Origin of the sequence: Asanoa ishikariensis (genome assembly GCF_900107455.1) — a bacterium.
In the GTDB taxonomy this organism is placed as follows: domain Bacteria; phylum Actinomycetota; class Actinomycetes; order Mycobacteriales; family Micromonosporaceae; genus Asanoa; species Asanoa ishikariensis.
Genome location: NZ_FNQB01000001.1, coordinates 2,265,627 through 2,283,050, shown reverse-complemented (window position 1 = coordinate 2,283,050; position 17,424 = coordinate 2,265,627). Strand labels below are relative to the sequence as shown.

At 68.3% G+C, this 17,424-nt stretch carries 17 protein-coding genes; 9 read left to right on the top strand and 8 right to left on the bottom strand.

Going from position 1 to position 17,424, the window contains the following annotated elements:
• Positions 1 to 42: 42 nt before the first annotated feature.
• From BLV39_RS10790 to BLV39_RS10780, 4 genes are all read right to left on the bottom strand, one after another.
• On the bottom strand, positions 43 to 414 hold the full coding sequence (locus tag BLV39_RS10790) for a DUF4386 domain-containing protein (protein WP_239083958.1): 372 nt from the start codon (positions 412 to 414) through the stop codon (positions 43 to 45).
• Positions 411 to 548 carry a hypothetical protein gene (locus BLV39_RS44085; RefSeq protein WP_239083959.1) on the bottom strand — a complete coding sequence of 46 codons (138 nt, stop codon included), beginning with the start codon at positions 546 to 548 and terminating at the stop codon, positions 411 to 413. The genes BLV39_RS10790 and BLV39_RS44085 overlap by 4 nt, the downstream gene beginning before the upstream one ends.
• A 78-nt stretch (positions 549 to 626) precedes the next feature.
• On the bottom strand, positions 627 to 1,430 hold the full coding sequence (locus tag BLV39_RS10785) for an ABC-2 transporter permease (protein ID WP_090789799.1): 804 nt from the start codon (positions 1,428 to 1,430) through the stop codon (positions 627 to 629).
• The gene (locus BLV39_RS10780) at positions 1,427 to 2,326 is read right to left on the bottom strand and encodes an ABC transporter ATP-binding protein (protein WP_090789797.1); all 900 of its coding nucleotides are present in this window, start codon (positions 2,324 to 2,326) and stop codon (positions 1,427 to 1,429) included. Before BLV39_RS10780 ends, BLV39_RS10785 begins: the two co-directional genes overlap by 4 nt.
• A 682-nt stretch (positions 2,327 to 3,008) precedes the next feature.
• Between BLV39_RS10780 and BLV39_RS10775 the strand changes: the two genes are divergently transcribed.
• Positions 3,009 to 3,629, top strand: a complete 621-nt coding sequence (locus BLV39_RS10775; RefSeq protein ID WP_239083960.1) for a DUF4389 domain-containing protein — start codon at positions 3,009 to 3,011, stop codon at positions 3,627 to 3,629.
• A gap of 64 nt (positions 3,630 to 3,693) precedes the next feature.
• The gene (locus BLV39_RS10770) at positions 3,694 to 4,452 is read left to right on the top strand and encodes an NAD(P)-dependent oxidoreductase (RefSeq protein ID WP_090789793.1); all 759 of its coding nucleotides are present in this window, start codon (positions 3,694 to 3,696) and stop codon (positions 4,450 to 4,452) included.
• A 921-nt stretch (positions 4,453 to 5,373) separates the two neighbouring features.
• Here the strand turns inward: BLV39_RS10770 and BLV39_RS10765 are convergent.
• Entirely contained in the window at positions 5,374 to 5,991 is a 618-nt protein-coding gene (locus BLV39_RS10765; protein WP_090789792.1) for a TetR/AcrR family transcriptional regulator, read from the bottom strand.
• 135 nt (positions 5,992 to 6,126) lie between these two features.
• On the opposite strand from BLV39_RS10765, the gene BLV39_RS10760 reads away from it, so the two are divergent.
• From BLV39_RS10760 to BLV39_RS10740, 5 genes are all read left to right on the top strand, one after another.
• Positions 6,127 to 6,975 carry an SDR family oxidoreductase gene (locus BLV39_RS10760; protein ID WP_090789789.1) on the top strand — a complete coding sequence of 283 codons (849 nt, stop codon included), beginning with the start codon at positions 6,127 to 6,129 and terminating at the stop codon, positions 6,973 to 6,975.
• A 44-nt stretch (positions 6,976 to 7,019) separates the two neighbouring features.
• Entirely contained in the window at positions 7,020 to 8,459 is a 1,440-nt protein-coding gene (gene rox / locus BLV39_RS10755) for a rifampin monooxygenase (protein ID WP_090789786.1), read from the top strand.
• Positions 8,456 to 8,845, top strand: a complete 390-nt coding sequence (locus BLV39_RS10750; RefSeq protein ID WP_090789783.1) for a VOC family protein — start codon at positions 8,456 to 8,458, stop codon at positions 8,843 to 8,845. Before rox ends, BLV39_RS10750 begins: the two co-directional genes overlap by 4 nt.
• A gap of 737 nt (positions 8,846 to 9,582) precedes the next feature.
• A complete protein-coding gene (locus tag BLV39_RS10745) occupies positions 9,583 to 9,987 on the top strand; it encodes a DoxX family protein (RefSeq protein ID WP_090789781.1) in 405 nt (134 codons plus the stop codon).
• A gap of 124 nt (positions 9,988 to 10,111) precedes the next feature.
• Positions 10,112 to 10,825: a DUF4394 domain-containing protein gene (locus BLV39_RS10740; protein ID WP_090789779.1), complete on the top strand. Its 714-nt coding sequence runs from the start codon at positions 10,112 to 10,114 to the stop codon at positions 10,823 to 10,825.
• Between the two features lie 503 nt (positions 10,826 to 11,328).
• Here the strand turns inward: BLV39_RS10740 and BLV39_RS10735 are convergent.
• The 3 genes from BLV39_RS10735 to BLV39_RS10725 all read right to left on the bottom strand — a co-directional run bounded on the left by BLV39_RS10735 (position 11,329) and on the right by BLV39_RS10725 (position 15,729).
• The gene (locus BLV39_RS10735; RefSeq protein WP_090789777.1) at positions 11,329 to 11,676 is read right to left on the bottom strand and encodes a hypothetical protein; all 348 of its coding nucleotides are present in this window, start codon (positions 11,674 to 11,676) and stop codon (positions 11,329 to 11,331) included.
• A gap of 235 nt (positions 11,677 to 11,911) precedes the next feature.
• Positions 11,912 to 12,619: an SDR family NAD(P)-dependent oxidoreductase gene (locus BLV39_RS10730; protein ID WP_090789775.1), complete on the bottom strand. Its 708-nt coding sequence runs from the start codon at positions 12,617 to 12,619 to the stop codon at positions 11,912 to 11,914.
• Between the two features lie 119 nt (positions 12,620 to 12,738).
• On the bottom strand, positions 12,739 to 15,729 hold the full coding sequence (locus BLV39_RS10725) for a helix-turn-helix transcriptional regulator (RefSeq protein ID WP_090789773.1): 2,991 nt from the start codon (positions 15,727 to 15,729) through the stop codon (positions 12,739 to 12,741).
• A 261-nt stretch (positions 15,730 to 15,990) separates the two neighbouring features.
• Between BLV39_RS10725 and wrbA the strand changes: the two genes are divergently transcribed.
• On the top strand, positions 15,991 to 16,629 hold the full coding sequence (wrbA, locus tag BLV39_RS10720) for an NAD(P)H:quinone oxidoreductase (RefSeq protein WP_090789771.1): 639 nt from the start codon (positions 15,991 to 15,993) through the stop codon (positions 16,627 to 16,629).
• A gap of 37 nt (positions 16,630 to 16,666) precedes the next feature.
• Positions 16,667 to 17,419, top strand: coding sequence for an SDR family NAD(P)-dependent oxidoreductase (locus tag BLV39_RS10715; protein WP_090789768.1), 753 nt, complete (start codon positions 16,667 to 16,669; stop codon positions 17,417 to 17,419).
• Positions 17,420 to 17,424 lie beyond the last annotated feature (5 nt).

Here is a 17,424-nt window from a genome sequence, read left to right as displayed (position 1 = left end):
CGGATCGGCACGCCACCGGGGACTAGGGCGACGAGGCAGACGTTACGCCTCCTTGGGCGACCACGCACCTGTGGTGATGGTGGAGGACTTGAAGCCCTTGACGACCAGGTAGACGCCGAGCGAGAACTCCCACAGCGCGATCGGGATGGCGAACAGCGGTACCGGCCCGGACAGATCGCCGGCGGTGAACCGGGTGATGGCGACCGAGATGACGAGCAGGGCCGCGCCGGCGAAGCCGAGCAGCGGAAGGCCGCGCGGCACGAGGCGGGAGCGGTAGAGCAGGGTGCCCAGCAGCAGGGCGTTCACGGCGGGGATGAAGCCCGGTCCGAGCACGAAGATCCAGTCGTGCAAGGCGACCAGGGCCTGGGTGGTGACCAGTGCGTCGGCTCCGGCTCCGTCCCTGCGCAGGGTCACGAGGTGTCCGAGCCCGGACCGAGGACGAAGTTCGCTTCCTTCACCGGGCCGTACAGGAAAAGGATCGGGATCGAGACGAAGGTGAGCAGGTAGAGGACCCCCGCGGCCAGCGCGGTTCGCCTCAGCGAGGTCATCGGGGCTGGTGGCGTTGCGGTGGGGGGTCGAGCGGCGGTCATGGTCATGTCGGTCTCCGATCTGAGCGTGCGACGGCGTTACTTGACCTCGGACCGGACGACGAACCTGAGCCCGATCGTCAGCGGGATGAGGAGCCAGATCGCGCCGGTGACGGCGATGTTGGCCCATTGCTCACCGGTGAGGGGGCCGTCGAACAGGTGCAGGCGGCTTTGGGCGTACTGCAGGTCGATCCAGGGTTGGAGGTCCTGGAACCAGTTCTGGCTGGAGGCGAGCAGGCCCAGGATGCCGGGCAGCAGGAACTGGTAGAGGAAGTACGCCACGACCGCGCCGATCGAGGCGCGGATGAGCACGCCGAGCATGAACCCGATCATCAGGTTCAGGATGCTGCCGACGACGAAGTGCAGGCATTCGAGAGGCGATGCGTTCCACACCAATGGGGTGCCGGTGATTCCGGCGCCGGCCAGGTTGCCCAGAGCTCCGATCGCCAGGGCGACCAGGACGGCGAGGACGCCGATGGCGACCGATGAGATCGCCTTCGCCGCGATGATTCGGCGCCGGCGCGGCACGAGGGTGAAGGTGGTCAGCCCGGTGCGCTGGCTCCACTCGCTGGTGACCGACAGGATCGCGATGATCGGCAGGATCACAGCGATCGGGAGACGGATCGCCTGGATGTACGTCGAGTAGGTCAGCTCGCTGTCTGGGGCGAACAGGATGACCGCGATGGTCGCGAGCGCGGTCGCGATGACGATGCTGGCGATCAGCCAGAAGCCGGAGCGGGTGTTGAACATCTTGCGCCGCTCGACCCGGATCAGTCGGGACAGAGGCGCCGGGTGTACGGCAGGGCGGGGTGGCCGTACGTACGGGATCGCGGTGGTGGTCATGCCGCTGCCCCTTCGCGCTGGGTGCCGGCGGTGAGCTCAAGGAACATCTCCTCGAGGCCTGCGCCGTGGGCGGCCCGCAGTTCGGTGAGGGCGATGCCGGCGTTCAAGGCGACTTTCCCGACGAGTACGGCGTCGGCATCGGTATGCAGTGCACCGTCCTCGGACGGGCGCACCTCCAGACCCCACGCGGCCAGGGCCCGATCGAGTGCGTTCAGGTCCTCGGCGCGCACGACGGTGCCCGCGGCGTGCAGGAGATCGGTCTTCGCGCCCTGCGAGACGATCCGGCCGTTGCCGATCATCACGATGTCGTCGGCGATGACCTCGATCTCGTTGAGCAGGTGTGAGGAGAGCAGGACAGTGCCGCCCCGGTCCGCGTGGCCGCGCAGCAGGTCCCGCATCCAGCGGATGCCGGCCGGGTCGAGGCCGTTGGCGGGCTCGTCGAGGATCAGCACTTCCGGGTCGCCGATCAGGGCGGTGGCGATGCCGAGCCGCTGTCGCATGCCGAGCGAGTAGTTGCCGACGCGTCGGTCCGCCTCGGCGTCGGTGAGGCTGACCAGGTCGGTCATCTCGCGCAGGCGGGCGACCGGCAGCCCGAGCGTCTGTTGCGCGATGGCGAGGATCTCCCGGCCGGTGCGACCGGCGTGCTGTGCGGAGGCGTCCAGGAGCACGCCGACCTCGAGCCCGGGGTTGGGCAGGTCCGCGAACCGGCGTCCGAGGACGGTGGCGCTTCCCGAGGTGGGTGCGGTGAGGGCGACCATCATCCGCATCGTGGTCGACTTGCCGGCGCCGTTCGGACCGAGGAAACCGGTCACCCGACCGGGCCTCGCGACGAAGCTGACGTCGTCGACCGCAGTGAACCCGCCGTATTTCTTCGTGAGCCGCTCGACGATGATCATAAGAGCTTGGCCGCTGCGCGGTGTTGGGTTGGCGGACCCCGATCGATCTGCTCGGCGTCAATGCCGCTTTTAGGTTGGGCGTGCATGGGCACGGTCGTTCTCCTCTGCTGAGCTAGCGTCGCGTCAGTGCACAGTGGGCACACGCTGAATCCCGCGACGCGTTGGCGCGTCGGGAAAGTAGCTCGAAACTTTGAAGCCGACCGGGGATGGAACTCTCGACCTCCGTGGGCGCGTCCGCTGACAGCGGACTATCACGCCATCGGGGATCCGGGCGACGGCCGCAGCCTACGCCTCTGGTCAGTGGAAGTGACTCGTCGGCGCCCGCATTGCCGCTGAACCGTAGTTACCCCCGTCGGATTACCCGTGACCGCGCCGATTGCGCGTAGGGTCGTTCCCGGATCAGTTCGTCAGTTCGTTGGCGGGCCAGCGCCCACCGGGCGTGCTGCCCAGAACCTCGGCAGTCCCATAGGGACCACCTCCAGTTTGAGGGCCGAGCGTTGGCAGGCGATCCGTTCCCAGGATCGTCATCGATGTCACCCATCGGGTGACCGGTCTTACGCCGTGCCCATACCTGGCGACGACAGCCGCCGGTGGAAGGCGAACCATCATGGCCGCAGCAATCAGTTATCCGGTACGCGTGGACGCGCGTATGGATCCACATCTGTCACGTTGGCTGTGGCTGGTGAAATGGGTACTGATCATCCCGCATTACGTCACCCTCGTCTTCCTGTGGATCGCGTTCGTCGTGCTCTCCGTGGTGGCGTTCTTCGCGATCCTGTTCACCGGCCGCTACCCCCGGCCGCTCTTCGACTTCAATCTCGGCGTCATGCGGTGGACCTGGCGCGCCAACTACTACGCCTACAGTGCCCTGGGCACCGACCGGTATCCGCCGTTCACACTGGCTGAGGTACCCGACTACCCCGCCCAACTGCACGTGCCCTACCCCGAACATCTCTCCCGCGGCCTGGTCCTGGTCAAGTGGTGGCTGCTGGCCATCCCGCATTACCTGATCGTCGCGTTCTTCGCCGGCGGCGGCACCTGGCTCGCCACCCGCTCCGACACGCAGAACTACACGTGGGCCAGCAGCGGCCTCATCGGGCTCCTGGTCCTCATCGCCGCGATCGCGCTGGCGGTGACCGGACGCTATCCCGCCGGCCTGTACAGCTTGATCCTTGGCCTCAACCGGTGGGTGCTGCGGGTGGCCGCGTACACGTCGCTCATGACCGACGTCTACCCGCCGTTCCGGCTCGACACCGGAGGTACTGATCCGGGCGAGCAGCCCGTGATCGTTTCGACGCGATGAGCGCACCGACGCCGGCGCCCGCGACCTTCCTTACCGAAACCCTGGAAGCGCGAGGAGCGAAGACATGAAGGACTTGAAGATCTGCATCGTCGGGGCGTCCGGAAAGCTCGGCCAGTACATGGTCAAGCACGCCCTCGATCGCGGGTACGAGGTTGTCGGTGTGTGCCGAGAAGCCAGCGTGGCCAAGCTCGACGCGTTCAAGGGGCGCATCACCGTCCTCGCGGGAGCGACCGACGACCGAGAGGTCATCAAGCGCGCAGTTGCCGGGTGCGACGGCGTTTTAACCGTGTTGGTCCCGCGCGGCGTGCACGGTTACTCGACGGGAACGGCCCAGGCCGTGCTCGACCATGCTCCGCCCGCAGCACGCCTCGTGTTCTCGTCCGGATGGCATATCACCTGCGACGGCCGGGATCGGTACTCCTGGAAACTCAAAGCGCTCGTGAAGATCGCCGGCCCGCTCGCGAAACTCGCCCGTTTCGCCGACCTCGACGATCAGGTCGAAGCCTGCCGACGGATCTTCGCCAGCGATACCAGATGGACCGTCGTGCGCGGCAGCGACCTGGAGGAGGGCGAAAGCCAGGGCCTGCCTGTGTGGAGCCGACACGTAGGTGACCCCATCCTCAAGACCAACCTGACCCGCCGGGTGGACTTCGCCCTGTTCATGGTGGACGCCCTCACGAACGACGAGCTCGTGCGTGAAGCACCGGCGATCGTCGGCCGCCGGTCGCCGTCGGCCGTCGCGAACGGTTTGCAGTCGGACCTGGTGGAACGGTCCGTCGGGTCGCCGCCTAGCAGACGACGAGCCGTCGGTCGGCATAGATAATCACGGTGAATTCCCTGCGTGAAGCTCGTCGATGGCGGCCGTCGCGATTGCCTCAAACGGTTAGGGTCATCGGCCTGCAGCAGACGTCACGGCAAAGAAATCCGTGTCGAAGCCGCGGCGGGTGCCGTCGTCGCTCGAGAGACAGACCATGACGGCTTACTCGGTCAGCTCGCGCAACTCATCGCCGGGAGAGTCGGGCCGTCGATTTTGGCGAGCGCGGCCTCCTGCATCTCGCCCCCGTGATCGCTCAAGCGATCGTGGGGTTCGCTGCGGCGCCACACCATCCATTTAGGCGGGTTGGTGTTTCCACCGCTTGGGCTGTGACCGACCGGACCGCATTGCCGTCGGACACCGACCCCGCCGCGACGACAGCTACCCGCATGAGCGAACGCGACTTCCCGGAAAGCGGCCACCACCCCGACGACCGGACCGCCGGCTGAAGGCTCCGCACCGGTAGGGCTCGATCGTGGCGCGCAGGTTCGATCCACCCCGGTCGAGGCAGACGCGCCCGCAAACGCGGCCCGCCTGCTTAGGTATCTGCTGGTCAGCTGACTGTCGCGATCGAGCTCGTGCAGGCTCGAATCGAGGGCGGGTCACGCCAAGCATGGGAACGGAATCCGATCAACGCTGACCTGGCGATCGTCAGCGCGTCCTGGCGGTTGCCCAGCTAGCGGTTGTAGCCCCTGCGCTCGAGCTGCTCGTTCCGGTGAGAGAACTCGTGCGCAGTTTGGAGCTGTACCCCTAGCGGGATACAGCTCTCAACTGCGCACCGTCTGGGCGGTTGCCCCTGCTCACGGACGTCTACGTCGGGGCTGACAACATGACCCCGGCTCTACGACCGGCCACGCACCGGCGCCCCGGCAACAGGGACGAGTCCGTCGCCAGGTCGGTGCCGGTGGAACCCAGCTTTGGGCAGAGAACTCAGCTCGTCGGTGGTGCATTGGCGTCGTTGTCCTGTGGGGCCGGGACGAATGCGCGGAGGGCGTGTGCCACGAGCGTGTGGAGCTGCTCGGCGTTGGGCATGCCGAGGTGAAAGACGAGCCGGTGATAGAGGGGCCCGTAGACCAGATCGACGGCGACGTCCAGATCGGCGTCGGCGGCGAGCTGACCGTCACGCTGCGCCTGGTGCATGCGCCTGTTGAATGCGTCGATGCGTGGCCGGACCAGCCGCTCTCGTAGATCGTCTCCCAGCGCGTCGTCGTGCAGGGCCTCGGCGATCAGACCGACGACGGCGGACGTGCTCGCTGGCGTGAGTAGAGCGATGACCGCCGCCATCTGTGTGCGGAGGTCCGCGGCGAGGTCGCCGGTGTATGGGTGGTCGGCGACCGTCGATGCCAGGTCGTCGACGGCGTCCAGGACGACGGCTCCCTTGGAGGGCCACCATCGGTAGATCGTCTTCTTGCTGACGCCGGCGCCGGCCGCGATGGCCTCGATCGTGAGCCGTCCGTAGCCATTCTCGGCGCATAGCCGCAGCGCCGCGTCCAGGATGGCCCGGCGACTGGCCTCGTTGCGGCGCAGGGGGTTCGGCGTGGTGGGCACGTCAGCGACTCTAGCAGGAAACGGCACGTGTCGTGTTGACAGTCAAACTGCACGGCACGTAGCGTGTCGCCACAAGCGGCCGAGCAACATTTCGCGCCGCACCGGCAGCGTTCGACGTAGAAGGGAAACGATGAAATGTCAGACAGGGTCTGGTTCGTCACCGGGGCCAGCCGTGGCCTCGGCCGCGCGTTCACGGAGGGCGCGCTCGCCGCCGGAGACCGGGTCGTCGGGGCGGCCCGGGACGTGTCACCGCTGGGCGATCTCGCGGCCCAACACCCGGATCGGCTGTTGGCGTTGCCGCTCGACGTCACCGACCGTTCGGCGGTCTTCGACGTGGTCGACCGAGCGGTCGCGGAGTTCGGCCGGCTCGACGTCGTGGTGAACAACGCCGGGGCGCTGTTCACCGGCATGGTGGAGGAGTTCACCGAGGCCGAGGCCCGCGCGCAGCTCGACCTCAACTTCTTCGGCGCGCTGTGGGTGAGCCAGGCCGTCCTGCCGCGTCTGCGGGACCAGGGCAGCGGGCACATCGTGCAGATCTCCAGCATCGGCGCGCTCGGAGGCTTTCCCAGCACGGGGCTCTACAGCGCGAGCAAGTTCGCGCTGGAGGGCCTCAGCGAGGCACTGGCCGCCGAGGCCGCCGAGTTCGGCGTCAAGGTCACCATCGTCCAGCCCGGCGGGTACTGGACCGACCTCTACACGAACAGCCGAGCGACCACGCCGAACTCGGTGTACGACCCGCTGCGCGCGGAGTTGGCCAAGCAGTGGGCCGAAGGATCCATCGACAGCGAACCCCGGTTGGCCGCGGATGCGCTGATGACGCTGGTCGACAGTGATACCCCGCCGCTACGTCTGCTTCTCGGCAGCATGGTCTATGACCTGGCCTTCGACATCTCCAGGCGACGCATGGACACCTGGGCCGGCTGGGAAGCGGTCAGTCGCGCCGCCGAGAAGGCTGTGCCGGCCCCGGGCACCGGTCCGGCGTGACCGGTTGCGCCCGTACGACGAACACTTGGTTGATTGGGTGATTGATGTTTGACGTGATCGTTGCCGGCGGCGGACCGACCGGCTTGATGCTGGCCAGTGAGTTGCGACTGCACGGCGTACGCGTGGTCGTGATCGAGAAGGAGCCGGAGCCGACCCGGCAGGTTCGCGCGCTCGGTCTGCACGTGCGCAGCATCGAGGTGATGGACCAGCGCGGACTGCTGGACCGGTTCCTGACGCACGGTCAGCAGTACCCCGTGGGCGGCCTGTTCGCCGGCATCCTCAAGCCGTCGCCCGACCTGCCGGACACCGCACATGCGTACATCCTCGGTATTCCACAAACGACGATCGACCGCCTGCTGGCCGAACGCGCCGGCGAGCTCGGCGCCGAGATCCGGCGCGGCAGTGCGGTGGTCGGGCTGAGCCAGGACGACCAAGGGGTAAGCGCCGAGCTGGCCGACGGCACGCAGCTTCGGGCGCGCTACCTGGTGGGTTGTGACGGTGGCCGCAGCACGATTCGCAAGCTGCTCGGCGTCGGCTTTCCTGGTGAGCCCGCCAGGGTGCAGACGCTGCTGGGCCACATGGAGGTGGCCGTGCCGGCGGAGGAGGTGGCTGCCGTGGTGGCGCAGGTCCGCCAGACCCACACGCGGTTCGGCGTCACGCCTTTCGGCGAAGGGGTGTACCGCGTTGTGGTGCCCGCCGAGGGGGTGGTCGAGGATCGCACGGTTCCGCCGACCCTTGAGGAGGTCCGGCAACGGCTGCGGGCGCTGGCCGGCACCGACTTCGGCGTGCACTCGCCGCGGTTCCTGTCCCGGTTCGGTGACGCCACCCGGCTGGCCGAGCAATACCGGGTCGGCCGGGTGCTGCTCGCCGGCGACGCGGCACACATCCACCCGCCGACCGGCGGCCAGGGCCTCAACCTCGGCATCCAGGACGCGTTCAACCTCGGCTGGAAACTGGCCGCCGCGCTGGGCGGCTGGGCGCCGGACGGGCTGCTGGACAGCTACCACACCGAACGGCACCCGGTGGCCGCCGCCGTGCTCGACAACACCCGCGCCCAGATCCAGCTGATGTCCACCGAACCAGGCCCCCAGGCCGTGCGCCGGCTGGTGTCCGAACTGATGGACTTCGACGAGGTGAACAGGCACCTGATCGAGAAAGTCACCGCGATCGGGGTTCGCTACGACTTCGGCGTCGGCCACGACCTGCTCGGCCGACGGCTGCGGAACGTGCGTCTCAAGCGCGGGCACCTCTACGACCTGATGCACACCGGTCGTGGGCTGCTGCTCGACCAGACCGGGCAGTTGTCAGCCGCGGGGTGGACGGATCGGGTCGACCACGTCGTCGACCTCAGCGAGGGCCTGGATGCCCCGGCCGTGCTGCTGCGACCGGACGGCCACGTGGCCTGGGTCGGCCACGACCAGCAAAACCTGCGCGAACACCTGCCACGGTGGTTCGGCGCAGCCAACTATCAAGGAGAGTCGTGACAAGTAGGTTCACCGAGTTGGCCGTCGACTGCCACGATCCGGAGAGGCTCGCCGCGTTCTGGTGCGAGGTCCTGGACTTCAAGGTGATCGAGCGAAGCGGGGGCAAGGTCGAGATCGGCTCCTGGGTGCCGACCGTCGAAGAGGTCCGGGCCCGCCAGTTGGCGCCCACAGTGCTGTTCGTCCGCGTGCCCGAGGGCAAGGCAGTGAAGAACCGGCTTCACCTCGACATCAGCCCGATCGACCGCAGCACCCAGAACGAGGTGACCAGATTGCTCGGTCTCGGCGCCACCATGGCGAACGTGGGCCAGGGCTCCGACCAGAACTGGGAGGTCATGGCAGATCCGGAAGGCAACGAGTTCTGCGTCCTGCGTACCCTCGCGCCGTGAGACTAGGCCGCGAACGGGCGTCGCGGGCGACTGACACATCGCGCGCTGGTGGCGGGGGTAGGCAGCGAGCGGTCCGCGGGCAGCGGCCGCACGGCGTGGGGGCACGGCCCACCGCTGAGCGGCCGAGCGGCTGCGCATCGGCACCGCGCTGCTGCACCCACCTGAACCGATTCTGGTGTCCGAGCTTGGCATCCATTCAGGATGATTCGATCAGATTTTGGGCGGCGGCGCGACCACGGGCGAGGTTCATTGCTAGGCGCGGCCACGCGTGCGCGCCGTCGCCGGCGCCGATCGCCGGTCCTGTCGCGATCGGCGCGAGAAGCCGCGTTGATCGCGGCGACACCGCGGCAGAGCCGGCCAGCGCCGGGTTTCCTAGGCGACCTATGCCGAGCCACGGAGCGCGCAGGTTCGAATCACCCGGACCGCCGGAGACGCGCCCTGCACGCGACTCGGCTCGTTCCCACAAGCTGCGCACCGTCTAGGCGGTTGTCCTTGTCCACGGACGTGCAGGTGGGCGATTGACTGCGCCGTAGGGGGTTGCTGGGTGGGCAGCTGGTGGAAATTCTGCGCTCCCGTTGAGCTAGGCCGGCCTTACCTCAGCAGCCGCAGGAGCCGTCGCCTTCGCCGTGGTGTCCTGCCAGGGAAGGTTCATGGAGATTGTGGCGTCGATGCAACCGGCCCACGGTTCCTGCTCGGTGCGGCGGGTTTCACGCGTGTCCGTCAGGTGATACTCGGGCATGGCACCTAATGACCGTGACGCGTTCGCGTTGGCCCTGTTGCTCGGGGTGGCGGGCCTGACCCACTTCGCCGCGCCGCGACCGTACGACAGCATCGTCCCGCGCCGGCTTCCCGGGCCGGCGCGGGCGTGGACCTATGCGAGCGGCGCCGCCGAACTGGCGGTCGCGGGCGCGGTCGCCTGCCGGCCGTCCCGCGCGGTAGGCGGGCTGGCCGCTGCGGCGCTGTTCGTCGCCGTGTTCCCGGCCAACGTCAAGATGGCGATCGACTGGCGGCGGCGTCGGCCGCTCCCGCGCGCGGTCGCCTACGCCAGGCTGCCGCTTCAGGCGCCGCTGGTGTGGTGGTCAGTGCGAGTCGCGCGCTCTGCGGGCCGGGCTCCGAGCAATATGACCGAAGGTCGTAAGTAGACCCCTCCGATCACGGGTGCAGCCGTCGCGTGGGGCAGCGAAGCCGCGGTTCAGCTTGATGATTTATACATATTTGCGCGTTATGACTGTTTTACGTGATTCATGATGCCTAGGAGATGGGCAGATGGCCCGCTCCAAACGCGATAGAGGCCGTCCCGAACGGGCCGCGTCGATCGGTCGGGTACGGGGCCTGCAAGGCGACAACCGCCTGATCGGCATCGACTACCGGGTCCAGAACAGCCGTCTCTACGGCGTCGGCAACGCCGGAGGCGTCTACCTCCTGTCCGTCGGCAACGCCACGGCGTCGAAAGTCAGCCAGCTCACGGTCGGGCTGTCCGGCACGTCCTTCGGCGTCGACTTCAACCCGGCCGCCGACCGGCTCCGCGTGATCAGCAACACCGGTCAGAACCTGCGCCACGACGTGGTCGGCGGAACGACCACCAACGACACCACCCTGACCTACCCGCCTACCCCCGGCGCGGCCGCCGGCCTGACCGGCGCCGCCTACACCAACAACGACCTCAACCCCGACACCGGCACCGTCCTGTACGACATCGACACCAACCTCGACCAGGTCGCCCTGCAGTCTCCCGCGAACTCGGGACAACTCGCCTTCGTCGGCAAGCTCGGCGTCGACGCCGGCATCCACGCCGGATTCGACATCTACTCGACCCTGCGCGGCGGCAAGGCCGTCGACCTGCGCGGCTTCGCCGCCTTGAACACCCAAGGTCGAAGCTCGCTGTACGCCATCTCTCTGACGAACGGAGCAGCCTGGCGCCTCGGATCCTTCGCCAACGGCTGGACCGTCACCGACCTCGCTCTTCCTCTCAACCAGTAACAGACCGACAGCAGGCATGGGGTCCGCGCGCCAACCGGCGGCACGCGGACCCCATGCACGACCAATTCGCTAGATTTTCAGGCTTGGGCAAGCATTACGTGGCATGGCATCGACCGCTGAATAGGGCGGCGGAAGGCGCCACTTCGTTCCTCGGATGCCGCGGGAAGGTCCGGCAATCAACTTGCAAGGGTTGGCCCGCACCGGCGCGTGAATCCTGAACGCGGGCCAGGGCTGACCGATACTCGGCTGATGACGCTGCCGAACCTTGACCCCGACCGGTACCCACCGATCGACCCAGGCGAACCCGCACCCGACGACGCGGCAGAGCTCTTACCCGACGCCGCTCGTGACCTGCCCGCAGCGCCCATCGAGCCGTTACCGGATGATGGCGACGGCACTGCCGGGGTCCGCGAGCCAGCGTGACGACGGGATCGTGGCGAGGCCGATGCCTATGACGAAGTGCGTTGCGGGCCTGCGTCTTGCAGAGAGCGTCGAGTCGCTGATCAGCTCCAGGTGACCTTGGCCCGTGCCCGCCAGAGGTCCAGGACGGTTTCGTCGCCGCTAAGTTCGACATCTTCGGTCCCGGTGCGGTTCCACAGCAGCAGGTACAACTCGGAAGCCGGCCCCGCGATCGTCAACTCGGCTGGTTGAGCGCCAGTGGCCAGGCGGCGTCCCGACGGCTCGATGTGGAAGGTCCGGCCCGTACGCGGCAGCCGCGGAAGCCCGCATGGTGGAAATGGGGATGGGTCGGTGTCGGGCGACTCGGAGTGGCAACCGACTAGGACCACCGCTACGGCGGCGGACCACGCCACCCGGCCTGGATTGCGCACCTTGACAACGGTTCCGGACATCGCCGACGCACCGCCACGTCGAGACCACTTCGCCGCGGGTGATCGAGGCCCGCGACTTTCCGGCACACCTCTGTCATTTTCTCGCTCGCGCCGGGAAGCCGCACCCAGGCTGGCAGGCCATCCGCCGGAGTGTGGTCGCTGGATTGCTGGGGTGCGTAGCGTCTTGGAGGCTCGGGCCCATCCGAACACGGGAAAGTAGCCGACGGCTTAACACGAGGTTCAGGTTGGGCGCGGGTCACCAGGGGACAACCCCTCGGGCGTCGAAGAACCCGCCGCTGGGACCGTCCGGACCGATCTGGGCCATCCGTACGATGATCTCCGCGCCCTGCTCAATGGACTGGTGGCCGGCGTGGAAATTGAGATCGGTGGCGGTGAAGCCGGGATCTACGGCGTTGATCCGCATGCCAGGGTACGCCTTGGCATACTGGACGGTCAGCGTAGTGACGGCGGCTTTGGACGCCGGATAGGTGATGTCCGGATAGAGGTGCGCCGGATTTTCGGGGTCACTAAGTTCGCGTAACAGCGACGCGCCGCTGCTGACATTGACCACAACCGGGGCGGCGGAACGTTCCAGCAGGGGCAGGAACGCGTGCATCATCCGAATGTGCCCGAACACGTTGGTTTCGAAGACACGGCGGGCGAGGTCAGCGGTGACCTCGGCGGCCGGAATGAAGCCACCGTCGGCTTGGCGCGGTTCGATGCCGGCGTTGTTTACCAAGACGTCCAGCCCGCCGTCGGCATCCACTTTCTCGGCGGCCGCCGCCACGGAGGCATCGTCGGTCACGTCGAGCAGCATGAAGCTTGCATTGAGTTCGTCGGCGGCTCGGCGCCCACGTTCGGCGTCGCGTGCGCAGGCGTACACCTGGTGCCCGGCGGCCACGAGCTGTAGGGCGGTCTGGAAGCCCAGGCCCTTGTTGGCACCGGTGATAAGGATGGTGGCCACCGTGAACTCCCGCGGTTGCAGTGACGGCTGAAGTGATGCCTCGGCAACTAGGTGCTGGTTCGATCGTCCCATCCACGAGGGCGCCGGACGGCAGTTCTCCGAGACCGCCGGTCGATGGCTCAGCGTGCCACCGGAAGGCCATGCCGGTGCGCGATCGCAACGGCTTCTGTCCGGCTGGACGCGCGCAGTTTGGCGAGGATATGGGTGATGTGGTTGCTGGTCGTCTTCTGCGAGATGTAGAGCTCGTTCGCGATGCGTAGGTTGCTGTAGCCGCGCGCGACCAGTCGCAGCACATCGACCTCGCGGGCGGTGAGGCCGAAGGACGCCAGGTCACCGGGCGGTGGCTCGGACGATGGCAGCGCCGGGATGCCCGTTCCGCCGGTGAGTGCGGCGATGTCGGCGACGAGCGGCGCGGCGCCCAACGAGCTGGCGATGGCGTACGCGCGCGCCAACCGGGTGTCGTCCACCTGACGCCCCTGATCGCTCGTTAGCAGGGCCCTGCCTTGCCCCAGCAACGCGACAGCGAGCTCGTAGGGACGGTTCAAGGGCTCGAACGCCGCGACGGCGGCCGCCCATGGCTGGGGATCGTCCAGCCCGCCCGCCCGCCCCAGCTCGGCCCGCAACAGCGAGGCGAACGCGCGGGAGACCGGGAACACGGTCTCAAGCTGATCGGCGGCGCGCCGCACGGCCTCCAGAACGGGCGTTGATCGCCCGCCTGCCGGTGCCGCCTCCGCCTCGATCCGGGCGGCGGTGCAGAGCATCGGCAACGCGTACCGCACCGGCCCCGTCGTCAATCCGTCGGCGTCAGCACGGAGGAACTCCGCCCGAGCCACGTCGAGGTGGTTGCGCCCGGCCTCGACCGCGATGCCGTAGTGCGTGAGGGGGATCAGCAGCTGCGGCTGGAGGTCCCGGCTGCCCAGCAGCTCGCGGGCGAGTGCCACCTGCTCCGCGGCCGGTTCGGGATGTCCCCGCAGCAGCAGGCTGTACGCGCGCCGGCTCATGACGGTGCCGAGGGGCTTGTGCGACCGGGCCACCACCGCCGCCCGGTCGAGCTCCGCCTCGGACTCCACCCAGTCGCCCACCGCGAACAGGGACACCGCAAGGTTGATGCGTACCCACGCCTCGGCGTCGGCCATGCCGCGTTCCCGGCATACCTCGATGCCGTGGCGCGCCGCGGTGATGGCCTCGGCCGATCTGCCCATTCCCTCCACGACCCAGGGCAGGTTCTGGTTGGCGCGCCCGATGATGTCGGTCAGGCCGAGTGTCTCAGCCCGCTGCCGCACCTCGTACAGTTCGGCGACGCTCGTACCGTCCAGATCGGACTCGGCGCGCAGCCAGGATCGGATGATCCTGGCGCGTAACTCCGTCTTCTCCGTGCCGATCTCGGTAGCAACGTCGACGGCCCGCTCGGCGATCGCGAGGCTCTCCGGCCCCGGTTGATGCCGTCCACTCCAGTTCGCGATGTAGGTAAGCAACGATGCGTGCAGGAACGATGGTGGCAGGTCGCGGAGGGCCTCTTGCGCCTGCTGCAGCTCCTGCCAACCGTCGCCGAGATTCAGGTCCTGGATCACTTGGGAACGGCGGACCCAGAACCACGCGGCCCGGTTGGACGGTGACCCAGGGCTGGCCGACATCGACTCCAGCGCGGTCCCGGTCAGGTGCAGGGCCCGCTCGAGGTTTCCGCCGCAGCGGGCGGCGTCGACCGCGGTGGCCAGCAGGTCCAAGCGGTCCGGACCGGCTTCGGCGGGCTTGCGGTTCTCGCGCCACAGCCTGTCGGCGACGTGCACCGCTGGCAGGCTCGACCGTACGTCGTCCGGCACCTGGTCCCATAGTTCGAGCGCGCGTTCCAGCATCCGCTGCTGCTCGATGTGGGCGTAGCGGCTTCCCGCGACGTCCGCGGCGGCCACGCTCATCCGCAGTGCCTTGACGGCGTCGTGTGCGGCGTACCAGTGCTGGGCGAGGCGGCCGGTGAGCTCGTCGCCCGGCACGAACGTAGGGTCGGCCTCCAGCACCTCGGCGAACCGCCGGTTGATCCGGGCCCGTTCCCCCGGTAACAGGCTTTCGCCGACCGCCTGGCGCACCAGCGAGTGCCGGAACCGGTAGGACGAGCCGTCGGGTTCAGGTACGAGGATCTGCGGGATCATGATCGCCCGGAGCCCGTCGGTCAGCTCGTCCTCGGAGAGCCCGGCCACCGCCCGCAGCAACGGATATCCGATCACGGCGCCGCTCTGTGACGTCACCTGGGCGATCCGTTGGCTCGGCTCAGGGAGCGCGTCCAGCCGGGCGAGCAGGACGTCGCGCAGGTCGTCCAATCCCAGGCCCGCCTGTTCCCGGTGCAGCCGGGCGAGTTCCTCGACGAAGAACGCGTTGCCGTCCGACCGGTGGAAGATCTCGTCGAGCACGGCCGGTTCCGGTAGGCCGCCGAGCAGCCCGACGAGTTGGTTCGCCACCTCCACCCGGTCGAACCGGGCGACCTCGATCCGGTGGACCGTCCGCAGCCGGTCCATCTCGGCCAGGAACGGCCGCAGCGGATGCCGGCGATGGATGTCGTCGGTGCGGTAGGTCGCGATGATCAGGAGCCGCCCGGAACGCGGGGTACGGACGAGGTACTCGAGCAGTTGCCGCGACGCCGCGTCCGCCCAGTGCAGGTCCTCGATGATCACCACGAGCAGCCGGTGGAACGCTAGCCGTTCCAGTAGTCGCGCGACGATCTCGTAGAGGTGGGCAGCCTCATCCCCGTGCCGGTCGAGCTCGGTGCCGTTCGTCACCAACTCCGGCACGATCCGTGCCAGTAGGGCCTCCTGGCCCTGGATCGCGGCGTCGACCTCGTCGGGGAGCCGTCGGCGGAACGCCCGCAGGACCGCGGTGAACGGTGCGAAGGGGAAGCTGTCTCCGTCGATCTCGACACCGCGCCCGCGTGCGGTCACCGCTTGCTCGGGATCCAGGCCGTTGACGAACTCCTCGACCAGCCGACTCTTTCCGACCCCAGCCTCGCCCCGCACGAGGATGAACTGGCCGTCGCCCTGCTCCACCGCCGACGCGGCCCGCCGCAGCTCGCCCAGCTCCTTTGCCCGACCGACGAATACCGGGCTGACGAGGGCGCTTTCCACGCCTCAAGGTTGGCATGGCCCGCGGTGACTCCGCCTCTGAACCGGGTCGACGCCGAGGGGCCGAAACCTCGCGTCGGGGCCGATACCGGCCACTGCGGCCACTCGTATGGGGAGTAGGTCCCACGCCGGTCGGAGCCGTGGGGAGCCGTCCGTCACGGACGCCTGGGGATTCCTGCTGATGTCGCGGTGCGACCTGCTGGCGACGCTCGATCCAGCGTCATGAAACCCGACCGTTTCCGCCTCCCGAAGGAGGGCTCTCCCTTGTCCGCCGACGTGAACATCGCCGTCATCTACTACTCATCCACCGGGACTGTGCACCAACTCGCCGAGGCCGTCGGCGCCGGCGCCGCCACGGCCGGAGCGACCGTGCGGCTGCTGCGGGTCGCCGAGCTGGCGCCCGACGAGGCGGTAGCGAGCAGCCGCCCGTGGGCCACCCACGCCGCGGCCACCGCTCACGTGCCGCTGGCGACGCCGGACGACGTTCATTGGGCCGACGGCGTCATCTTCGGAAGCCCCACCCGCTTCGGGAACGTCGCCAGCCAGCTCAAGCAGTTCCTCGACACCCTCGGCGGCCTGTGGGTCAGGGGAATGCTGGCCGACAAGATCTATAGCGGGTTCACCTCGACCTCGCAGCTCCACGGCGGCCAGGAATCGACTCTGCTGGCGCTCTACAACTCCGTCTACCACTTCGGCGGGATCGTCGTCCCGCCCGGGTTCACCGACGCCGTCAAGTTCGACGACGGCAACCCCTACGGCACCTCGCACGTCGTCGGCAACCAGGGAGACATCCCGGTCGATGCCACCGCCCGCGCCGCCGGTCTTTACCAGGGCCGGCGCGTCGCGACGGTCACCGCCCAGTTGAAGGCGGGCCGACGGAACCTCCCTGGCGCGATCGCGTGATCCGCGACCGGTCAATTCGGCAAAGAAAGGCAATCCAGTGACCACCACTTTTCAGACACACGCGGGCCGGGTCGCCGTCGTCACCGGCGCCGGCCGTGGCATCGGTCAGGCCGTTGCCCTCGGCCTAGGCGAACGGGGGGCGACCGTCGTCGCCGTCGACCTGCAACACCCGCAGGAGACCATCGAACACCTCACCGCGGCCGGCCGTACGGCGATCGGGCTGACCGCCGACGTGTCCGACCCGGAGCAGACGGCCGCCGTCGGCACCGAGATCGAACGCCGGCTCGGCCGCGCCGACATCCTCGTCAACAACGCCGGCATCTTCCCGTTCCGCGACATCGACGAGCTCGACTACGAGACGTGGCGGCGGGTGCTCGCGGTCAACCTCGACTCGCAATTCCTCATGGTTAAGGCCGTGCTGCCCAACATGAAGCCAAGCGGCTGGGGACGAATCGTCAACCTGACGTCGAACTCCATCGTCACCGCCGCACCGGGCCTGTCCCACTACATGGCCAGCAAGATGGGCAACATCGGGTTCAGCCGAGGCCTGGCCAACGACCTCGCCCCGTACGGCATCACCGTCAACGCGGTCGGCCCCACCCTCACCATCACCCCGGGCGTGTTGCAGGCCCACCCACCGGAGGCCCTTGCAGCGGCCGCCCAGGCTCAGGCGATCAAGCGCAACGGCCTGCCGGCGGACCTCGTCGGCACCATCGCATTCCTGACCAGCGACGACGCCGCCTTCATCACCGGACAAACGGTGATGGCCGACGGCGGCTACGCCCGCTGAACGAT